This window comes from Desulfovibrio sp. (genome assembly GCA_016208105.1).
Lineage (GTDB): Bacteria > Desulfobacterota > Desulfovibrionia > Desulfovibrionales > Desulfovibrionaceae > Fundidesulfovibrio.
The window spans coordinates 47798-64219 of record JACQYS010000010.1; the positions used below are offsets into that span (position 1 = coordinate 47798).

Annotated in this window: 15 protein-coding genes; 7 read left to right on the plus strand and 8 right to left on the minus strand. The window is 60.0% G+C overall.

Going from position 1 to position 16422, the window contains the following annotated elements; genetic code table 11:
• Window positions 1-2: 2 nt before the first annotated feature.
• The 4 genes from mutS to HY795_05450 form a co-directional block, all read right to left on the minus strand.
• A complete protein-coding gene (gene mutS / locus HY795_05435; protein ID MBI4804659.1) occupies window positions 3-2693 on the minus strand; it encodes a DNA mismatch repair protein MutS in 2691 nt (896 codons plus the stop codon).
• Window positions 2694-2850: 157 nt separating this feature from the next.
• A complete protein-coding gene (locus tag HY795_05440) occupies window positions 2851-3216 on the minus strand; it encodes a DUF1049 domain-containing protein (GenBank protein ID MBI4804660.1) in 366 nt (121 codons plus the stop codon).
• Window positions 3217-3230: 14 nt separating this feature from the next.
• Window positions 3231-3731 carry an HIT domain-containing protein gene (locus HY795_05445; protein MBI4804661.1) on the minus strand — a complete coding sequence of 167 codons (501 nt, stop codon included), beginning with the start codon at window positions 3729-3731 and terminating at the stop codon, window positions 3231-3233.
• A complete protein-coding gene (locus HY795_05450; GenBank protein MBI4804662.1) occupies window positions 3731-4186 on the minus strand; it encodes a TIGR00725 family protein in 456 nt (151 codons plus the stop codon). Before HY795_05450 ends, HY795_05445 begins: the two co-directional genes overlap by 1 nt.
• 105 nt (window positions 4187-4291) lie before the next feature.
• Here HY795_05450 and uvrC point away from each other — a divergent pair, with 105 nt between their 5' ends.
• Genes uvrC through HY795_05465 form a run of 3 tightly spaced genes read left to right on the plus strand, consistent with a single transcriptional unit; the run spans window position 4292 to window position 7332 of the window.
• Window positions 4292-6121 (plus strand): excinuclease ABC subunit UvrC, encoded by a 1830-nt coding sequence (uvrC, locus tag HY795_05455; GenBank protein ID MBI4804663.1) that lies wholly within the window; start codon window positions 4292-4294, stop codon window positions 6119-6121.
• 55 nt (window positions 6122-6176) lie between these two features.
• A complete protein-coding gene (locus HY795_05460; GenBank protein MBI4804664.1) occupies window positions 6177-6863 on the plus strand; it encodes a methyltransferase domain-containing protein in 687 nt (228 codons plus the stop codon).
• Between the two features lie 37 nt (window positions 6864-6900).
• A complete protein-coding gene (locus HY795_05465; GenBank protein ID MBI4804665.1) occupies window positions 6901-7332 on the plus strand; it encodes a type IV secretion protein Rhs in 432 nt (143 codons plus the stop codon).
• Window positions 7333-7444: 112 nt separating this feature from the next.
• Here HY795_05465 and HY795_05470 read toward each other — a convergent pair whose 3' ends face one another.
• Both HY795_05470 and HY795_05475 read right to left on the minus strand, forming a co-directional pair.
• Entirely contained in the window at window positions 7445-8176 is a 732-nt protein-coding gene (locus HY795_05470) for a metal-dependent hydrolase (protein ID MBI4804666.1), read from the minus strand.
• Window positions 8177-8209: 33 nt separating this feature from the next.
• A complete protein-coding gene (locus HY795_05475) occupies window positions 8210-8779 on the minus strand; it encodes a UbiX family flavin prenyltransferase (GenBank protein ID MBI4804667.1) in 570 nt (189 codons plus the stop codon).
• A 172-nt stretch (window positions 8780-8951) separates the two neighbouring features.
• Here HY795_05475 and clpS point away from each other — a divergent pair, with 172 nt between their 5' ends.
• The 4 genes from clpS (at window position 8952) to HY795_05495 (ending at window position 14533) form a co-directional block, all read left to right on the plus strand.
• Window positions 8952-9266, plus strand: coding sequence for an ATP-dependent Clp protease adapter ClpS (gene clpS, locus HY795_05480; protein ID MBI4804668.1), 315 nt, complete (start codon window positions 8952-8954; stop codon window positions 9264-9266).
• On the plus strand, window positions 9267-11567 hold the full coding sequence (clpA, locus tag HY795_05485) for an ATP-dependent Clp protease ATP-binding subunit ClpA (GenBank protein MBI4804669.1): 2301 nt from the start codon (window positions 9267-9269) through the stop codon (window positions 11565-11567).
• A gap of 47 nt (window positions 11568-11614) precedes the next feature.
• Window positions 11615-12382: a M48 family metallopeptidase gene (locus HY795_05490; protein MBI4804670.1), complete on the plus strand. Its 768-nt coding sequence runs from the start codon at window positions 11615-11617 to the stop codon at window positions 12380-12382.
• A 372-nt stretch (window positions 12383-12754) separates the two neighbouring features.
• Window positions 12755-14533 (plus strand): diguanylate cyclase, encoded by a 1779-nt coding sequence (locus tag HY795_05495; protein MBI4804671.1) that lies wholly within the window; start codon window positions 12755-12757, stop codon window positions 14531-14533.
• Between the two features lie 135 nt (window positions 14534-14668).
• Here HY795_05495 and HY795_05500 read toward each other — a convergent pair whose 3' ends face one another.
• Both HY795_05500 and HY795_05505 read right to left on the minus strand, forming a co-directional pair.
• Window positions 14669-15100, minus strand: a complete 432-nt coding sequence (locus tag HY795_05500) for an ACT domain-containing protein (protein ID MBI4804672.1) — start codon at window positions 15098-15100, stop codon at window positions 14669-14671.
• Window positions 15101-15114: 14 nt separating this feature from the next.
• Window positions 15115-16419, minus strand: a complete 1305-nt coding sequence (locus tag HY795_05505; GenBank protein MBI4804673.1) for a phenylacetate--CoA ligase — start codon at window positions 16417-16419, stop codon at window positions 15115-15117.
• Window positions 16420-16422: the final 3 nt, after the last annotated feature.

Sequence of the window (16422 nt, forward strand, 5' to 3'; positions counted from 1 at the left end):
GATTAGTCTCCTTGAGTATTCGTGTCCCCGCTCCACTTGGCCTTCCAATCGCCCAGGATGTTCAGGGCTTCAAGCGGGGTTAATCTGTCGAGTTTGAGGTTCTTGAGTTCTTCCATCACAGGATGTTCGGGATGGGCAACGGCCTGAGGGTCGTTCGCCAGCCCCGGCAGCATGCTCTGGCACGTGGGAGGGGGCTGGGGCGCGAAGTTCTTGGCGTCCCTGGCTTTTTTCTCAAGATTTGCCAGGACATCCTTGGCCCGTTGCACCACTTTGCCCGGAACACCTGCCAGCCTGGCCACTTCTATGCCGTAGCTCCGGTCCGATGGGCCGGGCACGAGACGGCGCAGAAAGATGATGTCGCCTCGCCATTCCTTTACCGCAATGTTTACGTTGCGCAACCCCGGAAGTTTTCCCTCCAGCTGGGTGAGCTCATGGTAGTGGGTGGCGAACAGGGTGCGGATGCCGCCCTGGTCCTTGGAGTCCGGTTTGCGGCCCCGGCCGCAGAGATCCTCCACCACGGCCCAGGCCAGGGCCAGACCGTCGAAGGTGGACGTGCCCCGGCCGATCTCGTCCAATATCACCAGGCTCTTGCGTGTGGCCTGGCGCAGGATGCGCGCGGTCTCCATCATCTCCACCATGAAGGTGGACTGGCCCTGGGCCAGGTTGTCCGAGGCGCCCACGCGCGAAAAGATACGGTCCGTCAGGCCCAGATGTGCCTTGGCCGCCGGCACGTACGAGCCGATTTGGGCCAGGAGGGACAGGATGGCCACTTGCCTGAGCACCGTGGACTTTCCGGCCATGTTGGGGCCGGTGATGAGAAGAAGCCGGGTGTCACCTGTGAGTTGAAGATCGCTCGGGATGTAGTTGGCCGCTCCCTGTACGGCTTCCACGGCCGGGTGGCGCCCGGCCTGGATGGTGATGTCCAGCCCCTGGTGCAGGGTGGGGCGGCTCCATTCGTAGCGGCGGGCGGCGTCGGCCAGGGCCTGCCAGTAGTCCAGGGCGGCAAGCGAAGCCGCCATGGCCTTGAAGCGGGGCTGGGCCTGGGCCACTGTGGCGCGCAGCTCGCCGAAGAGCCTGTACTCCAGGTCCTTTCGCCGGTCGCTGGCCGAGAGGAGCTTGTCCTCGAGCTCCTTCAAGGCCGGGGTGACGTAGCGCTCGGCATTGGCCAGGGTCTGGCGGCGCACGAAGTGTTCCGGCGGATTGGTGCCCGAAGCGCGCGTCAGCTCGAAATAGTAGCCGAACACCCTGTTGTAGCCGAGCTTCAGCTTCGGCAACGCGTTGGTCTGCTGCTCCTCTTCGAGCAACTCCTTGAGCTTGGCCTCTCCGTGCTCGGTGAGCTCCATCAGTTCGTCGAGCTTGGGGTCGTAGCCCGCCTTGAAGAGGCCGCCTTCGGTCATCACCGCCGGAGGCGTATCCGACAGGGCGCTCACCAAGAGATCCCGGATGTCTCCCAGGTTGTCCCAATTGAGCAGGATATCTGCCACCGCTTTCGGCTTATCAAGGGAGGATGCCGGCTCGTCGCTGTCCTCGACTGTGAGCAGGCGCAGGATGGAGGGGAGCGCCGAGAGGCTGTGGCGCAGGGCCAGAAAATCCTTGGGCGTGGCCCGGCCCAGGAAGATGCGCGTGGAGAGGCGCTCCAGGTCGTAGACGTCGTCCAGGGAGCGCCTGAGCCCGTCGCGCAGGCCGTCTTCCTTGTAAAAGAACCGCACGGCCTCCTGGTTAACGAGTATGGGCTCCATGTCCACCCAGGGCTTGCGCAGGCGCGTTTCCAGGAGCCTGCCGCCCATTGGGGTCACCGTGCGGTCCAGAACGTGCCAGAGAGTGCCTGCGCCCTTGCGGCCGTCCAGCCTGCGAAATATTTCCAGGTTGCGTTCGGTCACTTCGTCTATGAGCAGATGGCGTCCAAGGTTGACGGGCCTGAAAGGCGAAAGGTGGCCGAGCTCCTGTTTCTGGGTCTGGGCCAGGTAGGAGAGTATGGCCCCCATGGCCCGCACCAGCTGCGGCTTGTCCGCCACGTCCAGGGTGTCCAGGCTGGAGACGCTCTGGGCCTTGAGCACGCGTTCGGTGGCCGCGTTCAAGTCGAAGTGGGGCTTGTGGGGAAAATTGGTGATCTGGATGCCCAGTTCGGGCAGGTGGCGCGGAGGCGCCTTCATGTCCGGGAGAAGGAGCTCCCTGGGGTGTATCTTCTCCACCCACTGCCAGAGCAGGGCTTCCTCGCGCGAGAAGATGCCCTCCCACTCGCCCGTGGAAAATTCGAGCCAGACCAGGCCGCCGGCGCGTTCGTCCGGCTCCCAGAACAGGGCGGCCAGGAAGTTGTTCTCCTTGGCCTGAAGGTTGATGTCCTCCACCACGGTGCCCGGCGTGAGCACCCGCGTGACTTCGCGCTTCACCAGGCCCTTGGCCTGGCGCGGGTCTTCCACCTGGTCGCAGATGGCCACCTTGTAGCCCTTTTCCAGGAGCTGGCTCACGTAGGTGGTGAGGGCGTGATGCGGCACGCCGCACATGGGCACCGGGGCGTCCGAATTCTTGTCGCGCGAGGTGAGCGCGATCTGGAGCTCCCTGGCGGCCACCTCGGCGTCCTCGAAGAACATCTCGTAGAAGTCCCCCATACGGTACATGAGCAGGCAATCAGGGTATTCGCCCTTGATTGAAAGGTACTGCTCCAGCATGGGGGTGAGCCTGACGGTGCTCATGGGATGAAGGGCTTCTTTTTGACGAAAATGTTATAATTTGCCGTGTGGGCCGATGCTTCCACATTGCCCGCACAATATCGCCACGTCAACCGTGAATAAAACGGCCGGACACGAGATGTCGCATCCGGCCGCAAGCTCGTCGTTGTAAGGCCCGGCGCTAGGCTTTGGCCTCGGAGGCGGAAGCCGGAGCGGAAGCCGGAGCGGGAGCGGGGGAGGAGATGCTCTGCTTGGCTTTGAGGGAATCAAGCTCGGACTGGAGGCTCTGCGCCTTGGACTGGGCTTCGCCGCAGATGGAGCCGATGCGGATGCGGTCGATGACGAAAAAGATCGTGCTGAAGAGCGAGCCCAGAACGAAGAAGATCAGCACCACCAGGTAGAACGGCAGGGGCTGGCTCTGCCAGTTCAGGGTGAAGAGGTTGAACTTGAGCTCAAGCGCGGTGGAGAGCTGCGCCTGGTTCTGGACGAAGAATACCATGAAGAACAGGAAGAACAGCACAAGCAGAACGAATTTGATGAAACGCATACCCGCCTCCCTCGTCAGATGTTGCAAAATGGGGCCGCGCTATCAAAGCGCGGTTTGATCCTGTCGTATGTCTCGAGCAGAAGCTCGGGAATAACGTGGGTCTGGCCGAAAACCGCCATGAAGGAGTTGTCGCCGTTCCAGCGCGGCACCAGCTGAAAGTGCAGGTGCGCGGCGATGCCGGAACCGGCGGCTTCGCCCAGGTTCAACCCGATGTTCACTCCATGGGGGCGGAACATGTCCTTAATTATGGACGTGGTGGTTTGCAAGGCGGTCATCATCTCGGCGGATTCCTGGGGCTCGAGCTCAGTCAGACAACTTACGTGCCGGAACGGACAGATCATGAGGTGCCCGCTGTTGTAGGGGTACTTGTTCATGATCACGTAGCAGCGGCCGGCACGGGCCAGGACCAGACGTTCCCGGTCCTCCCCGGTGTGATCCGGGAGGCAGAACACGCAGCCGTCCGGCTTGGGGCCAAGGATGTACTGCATCCGCCAGGGGGCCCATAGCACATCCATCAGCGGTCCACCAGAGCCTTCACCGTGTTCATGGCTTCGTCCGCGTCTTTGGCGGGATGCACACCCTCTATGACGGACCAGCGCCCTATGGCCACCACGGGTATGCCGGACTTGAGGGCCAGGCCGATTTCCGAGAGGGTTCCGGCGCCGCCTTCCACGGCGATGGCCGCGTCCCCGTTTTTTACCACCAGAAAATTGCGCATGTGCCCGAGCCCGGTGATCACCGGGACATCCACGAATTCATTGGCCTGTGCGAAATCGAGCCCGGGAAGAAGCCCCAAGGTGAAGCCGCCGGCCGATTTGGCTCCACGGCATGCGGCGCGCTGCACCCCCATGCGCCCGCCGCAGACCAGATCGAATCCGTTCTGGGCTATGAGCACGCCGAGGCGTTCGGCCACGGCTTCCGTTTCCGGACCACACGTGCCGGCACCGATGATGGAAATGCGCTTTTTCATTCTCTATTTCCCCAGGGTGGGCTCCTGTTTTCTACACGCTTGAGGCGCACAGGGCAAGATGCACCGGGGCTTGCCCTGTGCGTCCGTTGGAGGCATTCTGGAGCCATGTTTTCATTCGTTCCGAAGGATTTCCCCGTTGATCCGGGCGTCTACCTGATGAAGAACGCCCAGGCAAAGGTGCTCTACGTGGGCAAGGCCGTGAACCTGCGTTCGCGCCTGTCGTCCTATTTCCGGGCCGAGGTGGCCCATCCCAAGACCAGGGCGCTGGTGGCAAAGGTGGCGGGAGTGGACGTGCTGGTCACGGCCACGGAAAAGGAGGCCTTGCTCCTGGAGGCCAGCCTTATAAAAAAGCACAGGCCGCGTTACAACATCGTTCTGCGCGACGACAAAAGCCACATCCTGTTCAAGCTCGATAAATCCCAGGAATTCCCAAAGATCGCCTTCACCCGCAGGGTCGTTCGCGACGGCTCCACCTACTTCGGCCCGTTCACGTCCGCCCAGGCGGCGAGAAAGACATGGAAGGAGCTCAACAAGCTTTTCCCCTTGCGCAAGTGCCGGGACGCCTCCTTCAAGAACAGGGTTCGCCCCTGCCTGTATCATTTCATAGGCCAATGCCTGGCGCCATGTTCCGGCAACGTCTCCCGGGAGGAGTACGGCGTGCTGGTCAAGCGGGTGGAGGCCTTCCTGTCCGGGCGGTCCGCCGATGTCCTCAAACGCCTTGAGCGGGAAATGACAGAGGCGTCCGACGCCCTTCAGTTCGAGCGGGCGGCCGAGCTTCGGGACCTGCTTAACGCCATGCGGGCAACCATCGAGGGCCAGGCCGCGGTCCTGCCCAACCACGCCGACATGGACGCCATTGACGTTTTTGCGGCTGACGCAGGCATGGGGCTCACGGTGCTGTTCATTCGCCAGGGAAGGCTTCTGGACAGGGCCAATTTTTTCTGGCCCGATTTCGCCGAGGACGAGCTGCCGGAGGCGCTGCCCAGCTTTTTGACCCAGTATTACCGGCCGGAGAGTTTCGTGCCGGCCCGGATTCTCTTGCCGGTTCGCCTCATGGAGACCATGGGCGAAACAGGAGCCGCACTGGCGTGCGAAATTCTGGCCGAACGCCGGGGAAGTAAAGTGACCCTTGGTGCCCCGAAATCGCGCGAGGAGGAGGGGCTTTTGGAGATCGCCTCGGCAAACGCGGCCAGGGCCGTCTCGGAGGCCAGGGAAAAAGGCCGGGAGGAATCCGTTCCTGCTCTTCTGGGGCGAAAGCTCCAGATAGGGCGCGAGATAGGGCGCATCGAGGCCGTGGACGTCTCTCACCTGGGCGGCAAAGGCATGCGCGTGGGCATGGTGGTGTTCGAGGACGGACGCTTCGCGAAGGATGCCTACCGCCAGTACGCCTTTCCTGAACTGGAGGGCTCCGGAGACGACTACGCCGCCATGGCCAAGTGGGTGGAGAAGCGGATCGACTCGGGCGAACCGTGGCCTGATCTGGTCCTTATTGATGGTGGTAAAGGACAACTGGCCACGGTGGAGCGGGCCCTGGCCCAGGCCGGCCTGCCTCAGCTGTGGGAATTGGCCTCCATAGCCAAGTCCGGGAGAAGCAAAAATTCCCAGGACGACCAGGTGTTCAGGCCGGGCCGCAAGAACCCCTTGGCCCTTCGCCCCGGCAGCCGGGAGCTTCTCTTTTTGCAGCGCCTGCGCGACGAGGTGCACCGCTTCGTCATCGGCAGACAGCGCCAGGCCAGAAAGAAAACCGGCCTTGCGAGCGAAATACTGGCCATCCCCGGCGTGGGGCCCAAGACAGCGAAGCTTCTCTGGGATGCGTTCGGCACGCTGGAACGCATTCGTGCGGCAACCCTTGAGGAGCTTAAGGGTGTGGAAGGACTTGGAATCAAGAGAGCCGAAAGTGTCCACGCCTCGCTTCAGCAGGAAACACCACATTGATTTTCCTCGAAAAAACTTGTATCCGCGCCTCGTCACGTTACGCCAAGGAGAATCCATGCCCCGCTTCGAGCGGTTGCGCGAGCTTGTGTCCGGTCTTGATCCCGAGCACGTCTACCGCACCATCTACGACGAACATCTGCGCCCTGTGATCGAAGGCACCGAGCCCCTTGATCCCCAGGGCCTCGAAGACTTCAGCAAAGTGGACTTCACGAACAAAAACGTGGTGGACCTGGGGTGCAATTTCGGTTTTTTCGCCTTCCAAGCCAGGAGATTGGGTGCCAATCACGTTCTTGCGGTGGACCGCGAGGACAAGGTGCTGGAAGGGGCGTCCATCCTGCGCTCCATATTCAACCTTGACGGTGTGGATTTTCTCTCCTGCGATATTGAGCACGAAAGCAACTGCCTGTCGGGCAGGAAGTTCGACCTGGCCATGCTGGTGGAATTCATCGGAAAGACATTCGTTCGTTCCGGGCTTATTCCCCAAACCCTGCATTTTTTGGAGTCGTTATCCGACAAGGAACTTGTTCTTTCCGTTCAAAAGACCTATATGATCCGCAAGGAACTTGGTTCCACAGTAGACGAGATGCGCCGTTACTATCCGGATGCATACTTGAAGGAAGGCGATGTGCTGGTCTTGGATTTCGTTCGGGACTTCTTCAGTGACCGCTGGAATCTGGAGATGCTTTCCGAAGTGAACCGAGGCTACGAAAAGCCTCGAAAATTCCTGCGGCTTTTCAAGTAGTACTGCTGCAGGGCTTCCATTGAAGAAGGAGGCCTGCGTGCATACATTCCGCTCCTTTGTGGCATTGGCGCCGCTTTTCTCCATTCTCATTGTCCTGGTCACCGGTCCCGCACTTTCCCAGCATTCCACCCATCGTTCCTACGACAAGCATGGAGCCTTTACAGGCCAGACCCAGAGCAACAAGGGTGAAAGCCGCTTCTACGACTCGCACGGGAGTTTTACCGGAAAGTCCGAAACGAACTCTTCCGGTGAAACCAGAATGTACGACTCCCACGGGAACTTCACGGGCAAGACCTCTGCGGACGGCCGCATCTACGACAGCCACGGAAGCTACCAGGGGAAGATGGAACGGGATTCGTCGGGCGGACAGAGGTTCTACGACGCGCACGGCAACTACACCGGGCGCATCGACAAGGACGGCCGCAAGTACGATGCTCACGGCAGCTATCAGGGCCAGATCAAACAGTAGACACGCTCCGCCTTTTTCGAACCATCAGCCTTGGGGAAGAGTGCGTCCAGCCCTTCGATTGGGCGGCTTCCAGCTCCATCCCGGAACAGCCGCCCTTACCGTCCCGGCCATATCAGACCACGCAGCCGCAGTCCTCGCCGAAGATGTTCTTTTCCAAAGCGATGGTCTGGCCGGGTTCGCTGCGCACAAGCATGGTCTCCACCCCGAGGTCTTCCAGGGCCAAGCCAAAGGCGCGGGTGTTCTTTTCCAGAACCGGGAATGTCCCCCAGTGCATGGGCAGCACCTGACGGCAGCGCAGGAGCTTGCAGGCCACGGCCGCCTGGCGTGCGTCCATGGTGAAGGTGCCCCCAACGGGCAAAAGGGCCATGTCGATGGAGAAGAGCTTCCCATAGAGTTCCATGGTGGCGAATATGGCCGTGTCTCCGGCGTGGTAGAGGGTGAAGCCGTTGCCCAGGGTTAATATGTATCCCACTGGCAGGCCGGATTCGCTGGAGTGCACGGCCTGCGTCATGGTGACCCGGACGCTGCCCAGGTCGATGCTGCCGCCGATGTTGATGCCGATTCCGTTCACTATCTGCTCTTGGGGCAGCCCCTTGCTCTGAAGCTTTGCGCACGTTTCCACTATGGCCAGAAGCTTGGCCCCGGTGGCCTGGCATATCTCGAGAGCCTGGCCCACATGGTCGCCGTGGTCGTGTGTAACCAGAACGTAGTCCACATGGGTCAAGTCCTTCGAGGCCAGGACGGCTTTCGGGTTGCCGTCGAAGAACGGGTCGATGAGAAAGGTGGTTCCGTCGGTACGGAGTGTAAAGTTGGAATGGCCGTTCCAGGTGAGTTCGTGACGCATGGGAGGATCTCCTGTCTTGGGGTAGGGGACGTCCTAGCCGTCCTTCCAGCGGTTGGAGATGGCGTGGGGAATGTCCAAGAGGTCCAGGGCCCGGGCGGCGATGAACCCGGCCAGATCGTCGATGGTTTTCGGTCTGGAATAAAATCCCGGGCAAGCGGGCAGGATAGCCGCCCCGGCCTGCTTGGCCGCAAGGAGATTCTTAAGGTGTATCTCGCTTAACGGTGTTTCGCGGGGCACGAGCACCAGCTTGCGTCCTTCCTTTAGGGCAACGTCCGCAGCGCGGTGAATGAGGTTGGAACCCAGCCCGTTGGCGATGGCCGCCAGAGAGGCCATGGAACAGGGGCAGACTATCATGCCCGCATGGCGCCAGGAACCGCTGGCTGGGCCGGCGGCCAGGTCGTCCTGAGGGTAGGCCGTGTGGGCCATTGCCGAAAGTTCATCCGCGCTGACGTCCGACTCCAGTTCCAGCACCTTTCTCGCCGCATCGGAGAGAACAAGGTGCAATTCCAGATCGGCGTTCCGGGAAATCTCCTTGGCCAGGGCCACGGCATAGGGCATGCCCGAGGCGCCGGTCACAGCCAGGATGATGCGCTTTTTGCTCATGAGCCATCTATATCCTGGCCGGCCCGGAAGTCCAAGGGGCTTTTGCCATCCTTGCCTGACTGGCGTTTTTTCAGTACCAATTAGTTGCTGAGTTGGGGTGGTAAAGCCTCGACAACGCCCAAACACGACTTATCTCAGTGGCCGACCTGGCCTCTTCATACGGAGTCGAGAAATGACCGGACCTTTGCATCAGGATGAATCCGAATCCGGCACGGGGCTTCAAGACGAAGTCCGCGAGCCCAGAAAATACAAGGTGCTCCTGCACAACGACGACTACACCACCATGGAGTTCGTGGTGCAGGTGCTTATGACGGTCTTTCACAAGACGGAAACCGAGGCCACCCAGATCATGCTCGCCGTGCACAAGAACGGACTGGGAGTGTGCGGAGTGTTCACCGCCGAGGTGGCTGAAACAAAAGTTGTCGCGGTGCGCCAGCTGGCCCGCCAGGGCGGGTATCCCCTCAAGTGCACCATGGAAGAGGAATAAATGCTCGGAAAGAGACTTGAATTGGTCCTCACCAGCGCGGTGAAGGAAGTCAAACGCCGCAACCACGAATACCTCACGCTGGAGCATCTGCTGCATGCCATCGTGCAGGAGGAGAGCGGCAAATCCATACTTATCAACTGCGGAGCCAACGTGGTGCGTCTGCGCCACCAACTCGAACGCTTTTTCGTCGAGCACATGGAAGTTCTCCCCCAGGAGCAGGCCACCGAGGTGGTGCAGACTCTGGGAGTGCAGCGCGTGTTGCAGCGGGCCATCATGCAGATGCAGTCCGCTGGCAAGGACAAGGTCGAGGTTGGCGACGTGCTCGCCGCCATCTTCGAGGAGGACGACTCCTACGCCGTCTACTTTTTGAAGTCCCACGGCGTCACCCGCCTCGACGTGCTCGAGTGCATAGCCCACGGACAGGGCCTGGAGGAGAGCAGGGAATCCGAGGACGGTGCGAAGCAGGGTGAAGAGCCCGGCAAGAAAAAGGAATCCGCCCTTGAGCAGTTCACCGTGGACCTGGTGGCCAAGGCGCGCGAAGGCAAGATCGACCCCCTCATCGGGCGCGACGAGGAACTTGCCCGTACAGTGCAGGTGCTGGCCAGGCGCCGCAAGAACAACCCCTTGTATGTGGGCGATCCCGGCGTGGGCAAGACGGCCCTGGCCGAAGGCCTGGCCCTGCGCATCGCCACGGGCGATGTACCCGAAGTGTTCAAGGATGTGGAGGTGTTCGCCCTGGACATGGGCTCCCTGCTTGCCGGAACCAAGTACCGGGGAGATTTCGAGGCCCGCATGAAGGCCGTTCTGAACGAATTCAAGGCCAAGCCGGGCGCTATACTCTTCGTGGACGAAATCCACACTATCGTGGGCGCGGGCGCCACCAGCGGCGGCACCATGGACGCCTCCAACATCTTGAAGCCTGTCCTGGCTTCCGGGCAGCTGCGCTGCATCGGCTCCACCACCTACGAGGAATTCAAGAACCACTTCGAAAAGGACAGGGCGCTTTCCAGGCGCTTCCAGAAGATCGAGGTCCGCGAGCCCTCCCAGGAGGAGGCCGTGGAGATATTGAAGGGATTAAAGCCCCACTACGAGGAACACCACGGGGTTCAGTACACTGCTGGTTCGTTGAAAAGCGCGGTGGAACTCTCGGCCCGGCACTTAAACGACCGCTACCTGCCCGACAAGGCCATAGACGTCATCGACGAGGCCGGGGCCGTGTTCAGGCTTTCCGGAAAGCCCGGCAAGAACGTCATCGGCGTGCATGATGTGGAGAAGGTGGTTTCACGCATGGCCAAGATTCCGGCCCAGCGCGTTTCCGCAACCGACCGCACCCATCTCTCCGGAATAGAAAACGATCTCAAGCGGCTCATCTTCGGCCAGGACGAGGCCATCGACATCTTGAGCAAGGCCATCAAGCGCTCCAGGGCCGGGCTCTCCCCAGCCGGAAAGCCCACCGGCAACTTCCTGCTTGCCGGGCCTACCGGGGTAGGCAAGACGGAATTGGCCAAGCAGCTGGCCAATGTGCTGGGCATTCATTTCATGCGCTTCGACATGAGCGAGTACATGGAGAAACACGCCGTGGCCCGGCTCATCGGCGCGCCTCCGGGATACGTGGGCTTCGACCAGGGCGGTCTTCTCACCGAGGGCATCCGCAAGCACCCCTACTGCGTGCTGCTCCTCGACGAGATCGAGAAGGCCCACCCGGACATGTTCAACATCCTCCTGCAGGTGATGGACTACGCCACCCTGACCGACAACAACGGGCGCAAGGCGGATTTCAGCCACGTGATCCTGCTTATGACATCCAACGCGGGCGCTCGCGAGATGTCCGCCAAGTCCATCGGCTTCGGCCATCAGAAGCCGGAGGACGGCGCCTCCCACGGCCAAAAAGCGTTGGAGCGTCTGTTCTCGCCGGAATTCCGCAACCGTCTGGACGCCGTGGTCACCTTCAAGTCCTTGACTCCCGCCATCATGGAGATGATCGTGGGCAAGTACATCACCGAGCTGAACGCCCAGCTGAAGGAACGCAAGGTCCTGGTGGACGTGAGCGACAAGGCTGTGCAGTGGCTGGCCAAGAAGGGCTTTGACCCGGCCTTCGGTGCCAGGCCCCTGGCCCGCTTCATTCAGGAAAAGCTCAAGGACCCGCTGGCCGACGAGCTCCTTTTCGGCAAGCTGCAGAAGGGCGGCCAGGTGAAGGTGGGCATCGCCAAGGACGGCCCCAAGAAGGGGAAGCAAGGCAAGGTGGAAACGGTGCTGACCTTCGAGTTCAAGCCGAAAACGCCGGAAAAGGAAAAAGTCTGAGATACCATGAGGGACCGGGCGTAACCCCGGTCCCTTTTTATACGAGCATGCATCTCTTCCCCCTCTTCATCGTCCTCCTCTTGCTTTCGTCAGGCTGCGACTCGGCTCCCTATACCGAGCGCAGGCAGCTCATCGTCATCCCCGAGCGCCAGGAACGGGCCATGGGCGTTCAGGCGGCCCGCGACATCCTTGCCACGGAGAAGCTCTCAAGCAATCAGGCCCAGGTGGAGGCGGTCAGGCGCGTGGGGCAGCGGATTGCGGCAGCCAGCAACGAAGCGGACATGCGCTGGGAATTCCACGTCATCGACAAGGACTCCGTGCCCAACGCCTTCTGCCTGCCCGGCGGGAAGATATTCGTCTATTCGGGACTCTTCAAATACGTGCAGGATGAAGCCCAACTGGCCACGGTGATCGCCCATGAGGTTGCCCACGCCATGGCGCGTCATGGTGCGGAGCGGGCTACCGTTGAGCTTGGCGCGCAGCTTGGCGGCGCGGTTCTGGGGCTGGTGCTGGGGGACGAGGACCCCAGGCTTGCCCAGATTGCCTCGAAGGTGTGGGGGTATGGCGCGAGCCTTGGGGTGATGCTGCCCTACAGCCGCAAGCAGGAGTACGAGGCTGACACCATCGGCCTGCACCTGATGGCCAAGGCCGGTTACGACATGGACGCCGCGCTCAAGTTCTGGGACAACATGCGCAAGAACCCGCAATCGCCCAAGATATTCGCTTTTCTTTCCACCCATCCCACGGACGAGAGGCGCATCGAACGCATCAAGAAGACCATCTCCGAGATACGGGCGGGGCAAAAAACTTCCTGATCGTTTTGAAAACGGGGCGGCTCTGTACCGCCTTTTTCAATTCCCGGATGGAGTCGGCTTCAAACACATCCCCGGCCGTACCTGTCACTTCCGATTCAGGTTTTCAACGCGGCTTATAGTAAAAGAACAGAATTGTACTATGATTGTTCAGTTGAGATAACTCCATGATGAATCAATGGAGCTATCTGCATGGGGGAAACTGGAAACGAAGAAGTGGGGTTGAAGCAACGTTTTAATTTGCTACATGGTTAATTGTACAGGCCTCAGCGAAGTCTATAATAAACAGAATCAACCGTAGCCGATGCTTCTCAAGCATGGAGAGGAAGCCACGCCAGTGTGGAACCGGATACAATGGGTAAGGAAGGCCGAAGCATGATTTCGGACCAGACCTCTGCCTCCGCCCATATGACGCTGAAAGCGCTCGTGACGGCGTGCATGCTGATGCTGTTCTGGTGGTGCCCGGCGTGTCCCAGTTCCGCCTCTGAATCTCCCGATGTGAAGGTTCTGTACATAAATTCATATCATCGCGGGTATTCCTGGAGCGACGGGATCGAGGAGGGCTTGCGGGAACGCCTCAATCGATCAGGCAAAAATATCGAGTTGTCCCTCGAATACCTGGACAGCCGCCGGTTTGCTTACGGCAAGCAGATCGAGCCAATGGCCCAGGCCATGGAGATCAAATATAAGAACTATAAACCCGACGTTGTCGTTGTTTCCGACAATGCCGCCTTCGATTTCATCAAACAATACCGCGACCGCCTGTGTCCGAATGCGCCCATAGTCTTTTGCGGGTATAATGATTTCAGGCCCGGCGTTATACAGGGCATGGCCAACATTACCGGGGTGAACGAAGAGATAAGCATCGAGGAAACCGTTGCCATGGCCCTCAAGGTGCACCCGGGAACCCGAACCCTGGCGTTCATCATGTCCACGGGTGACTTGAGCAGCAAACGCATCGTCGAGGCGGCGGAAGAGTCGATCCTTCCAAAGCTTCGGGAGCGTTTCAACGTGGTGGTGCTTCTGGACGCCTCGTTGGATGAAATCAAAGAGGGTTTGGCCCGGTTGCCGCGTGAGACAATTCTGTTTTTCTCCGGCCAGACTCGCGACATCGCTTCCGGCAGGGAGCTCTCGCCGATTGAAAACGGCAGGCTCATCGCTAGCTTCAGTCCTTTCCCGGCGTACACCTTCTGGGATTTCCACCTCAACACCGGGGTGCTGGGCGGCCACGTTCTCACTGGTCAGGATCAGGGACGTGCGGCGGCCGATATGGTTCTTCGCATCCTGGCCGGAACTCCGGCGGACTCCATACCGGTCCTCATGACTTCACCCGCCACGAATATTTTCGACTACAATGTCATGAACAGATTCGGCATTTCCCCTGGCGATCTGCCTCTGAACAGCGTCATAATCAACCAGCCGTTCTCATTGTGGAAACTCTATCGGTGGCAAATCATCGCCCTTTTCGCTTTCATTGTAGCCGAGAGCATGCTGGTCGTTTATCTTTTGAAGGTGGTTCGTGACCGTCGCAGTGCGCATGCCACGCTGGAAGAAGAACGGTCTTCATTGGAAAAACACGTTCACCAGCGTACGGAAGAACTCAGGGAAGCCAATCAACAGCTTTCCCTGCTGAGTTTTCATGATTGCTTGACGAATATCGCCAACAGACGCCGTTTTGATGGCGTTCTCAGTGCGGAGCTTTTGCGAAGAAAAAGATCTGGAAAGCCTCTTTCACTTATCATGCTGGATATTGATTTTTTCAAACAATACAACGATACATATGGTCATATTGCAGGCGACGACTGTCTACGGAAGATCGCCGGACTCTTGGTCGACAAGAGCAATCGAACTACAGATTTAACAGCACGCTATGGTGGAGAGGAGTTCTCAATAATCCTGCCGGAAACCAGCGCGTATGGGGCGCAGGTCATTGCGGAACGTATCCGTAAGGGAGTCAAGGACCTAGCCATACCACATTCCTCGTCGAGCATTTCCGATCATGTCACGGTAAGCCTTGGCGTGGTGACGATCTCAGAGGCCAAGCCGGTCTCTCCAAAGGAATTGATTTTTTTGGCGGACGAACTGCTTTACGAGGCGAAATCCGGGGGGCGCGACCGGGTGGTTGCGAAAGAATACGCAGAGAAGCAACCCTGAAGACACGGACAGCATGGATACAACAGAACGCGCCGTTCAACGGATGTCCGTTGAACGGCGCGATTGCGTTAAAGTATTCCGGATCGGTCGCGAGGGGCCGTCAAGGGCGGACCGGTCGTGGAACCTCAAGAACGGCTACAAATTGTACAGCGTCTCGCCGGGGATGATCTTTATCCCTTTCTGCCCGAGAAGCTCGATGGCCTGGTCGGTCTTGTCGAAGCGGAACACGATGATGGCCGTCCGGGCGCTCTGCTGCACGAAGGCGTACATGTATTCCACGTTGACCCCGCCCTGGGAGAGAATCTGCAGAATGGCGTTCAAGCCGCCGGGCTTGTCGTCCACTTCCACGGCCACCACCGAGGTGCGCCCCACTGTAAAGCCCTGTTCTTTCAGGGCCTTCTTGGCTTTCTCGTGGTCGGAGACGATCAGGCGCAGAATGCCGAAGTCCGAGGTGTCGGCCAGGGACAGGGCCCGGATGCTCACCTCGTTCTCGGACAAGATGCGGGTCACTTCCTCCAGGCGTCCGGCCCGGTTTTCCAGGAAAATGGAAATCTGCTCGACTTTCATGGGTTCCCCCTAGCTTATTGGCTCTTGCGCAAATCGAGAATCCGCTGGGCCTTGCCTTCCGAACGCTGGATGCTCCTGGGTTCAACCAGCTTCACATGCGCTGTCACGCCCAGGTAATCCTTGATGTTCTTGATTATCTTGCCTTCGATGCGTTGTAAATTCTTGATTTCGTCCGAGAAGAGCTTCTCGTCTACCTCCACCTGCACTTCCAGCGTATCCAGGTTGCCCTCGCGCTTCACCACCAGGAGGTAGTGGGGCGACAGTCCTTCCGTTTCCAGGAGGATGGATTCTATCTGGCTGGGGAACACGTTCACGCCTCGGATGATGAGCATGTCGTCGGAGCGGCCCATCATGCGGTGCACCCGGGCGAAGGTCCGGCCGCAGCGGCAGGGCACAACGTCCAATTTGGTGATGTCGCGGGTGCGGTAGCGGATGAGCGGCTGGGCTTCCTTGGTGAGCGTGGTGATGACCAGCTCGCCGACCTCGCCCGGAGGCAGAACCTCGCAGGTGTCGGGATCGATCACCTCGATCAGGAAGTGGTCTTCCATGATGTGCAGGCCCTTCTGGGCGATGTTGCACTCGATGCCCACGCCCGGTCCCATGATCTCCGAGAGGCCGTAGATGTCGATGGCCGTGATGCCCATGCGCTCCTCGATGTCGCGGCGCATCTCCTCAGTCCAGGGCTCGGCCCCGAAAATGCCGATCTTTAAGGGCAGGTCCTTGATGTTGACCCCGGCCTCCAGTGCCGCCTCGTGCAGCACCAGGGCGTAGGAGGGGGTGGAGCAGATAACGGTGGGGCCGAAATCCTTCAGAAGCATCACCTGGCGCTTGGTGCCGCCGCCCGACACGGGCACGATGATGGCGCCGAGTTCTTCCGCGCCGTAGTGGGCGCCGAGCCCGCCGGTGAACAGGCCGTAGCCGTAGGCGTTGTGGATGATGTCGCGGGTGGAGGCGCCGGAGGCCACGAAGCAGCGGGCCATGAGCTTGGCCCAGTTGCGCACGTCGCGGTGGGTGTAGCCAACCACGGTGGACTTGCCCGTGGTGCCCGACGATGCATGGATGCGCACCACGTTCTCCTTGGGAACGGCGAAGAGCCCGAAGGGATAGTGGTTGCGCAGGTCCTGCTTCTCCGTGAACGGCAGAAGCTTCACATCGGCCAGGGATCGAATGTCGGAGGGCTTTACCCCCATCTCGTCGAATTTCTGGCGGTAGAAGCCCACGTTGGCATGAACGCGCTCAACCAGCGACTTGAGCCGCTTGAGCTGCAGGGCTTCCAGGTCCTCCCTGGGCAGGGTTTCCATCTCCACGTCATAAATCATATG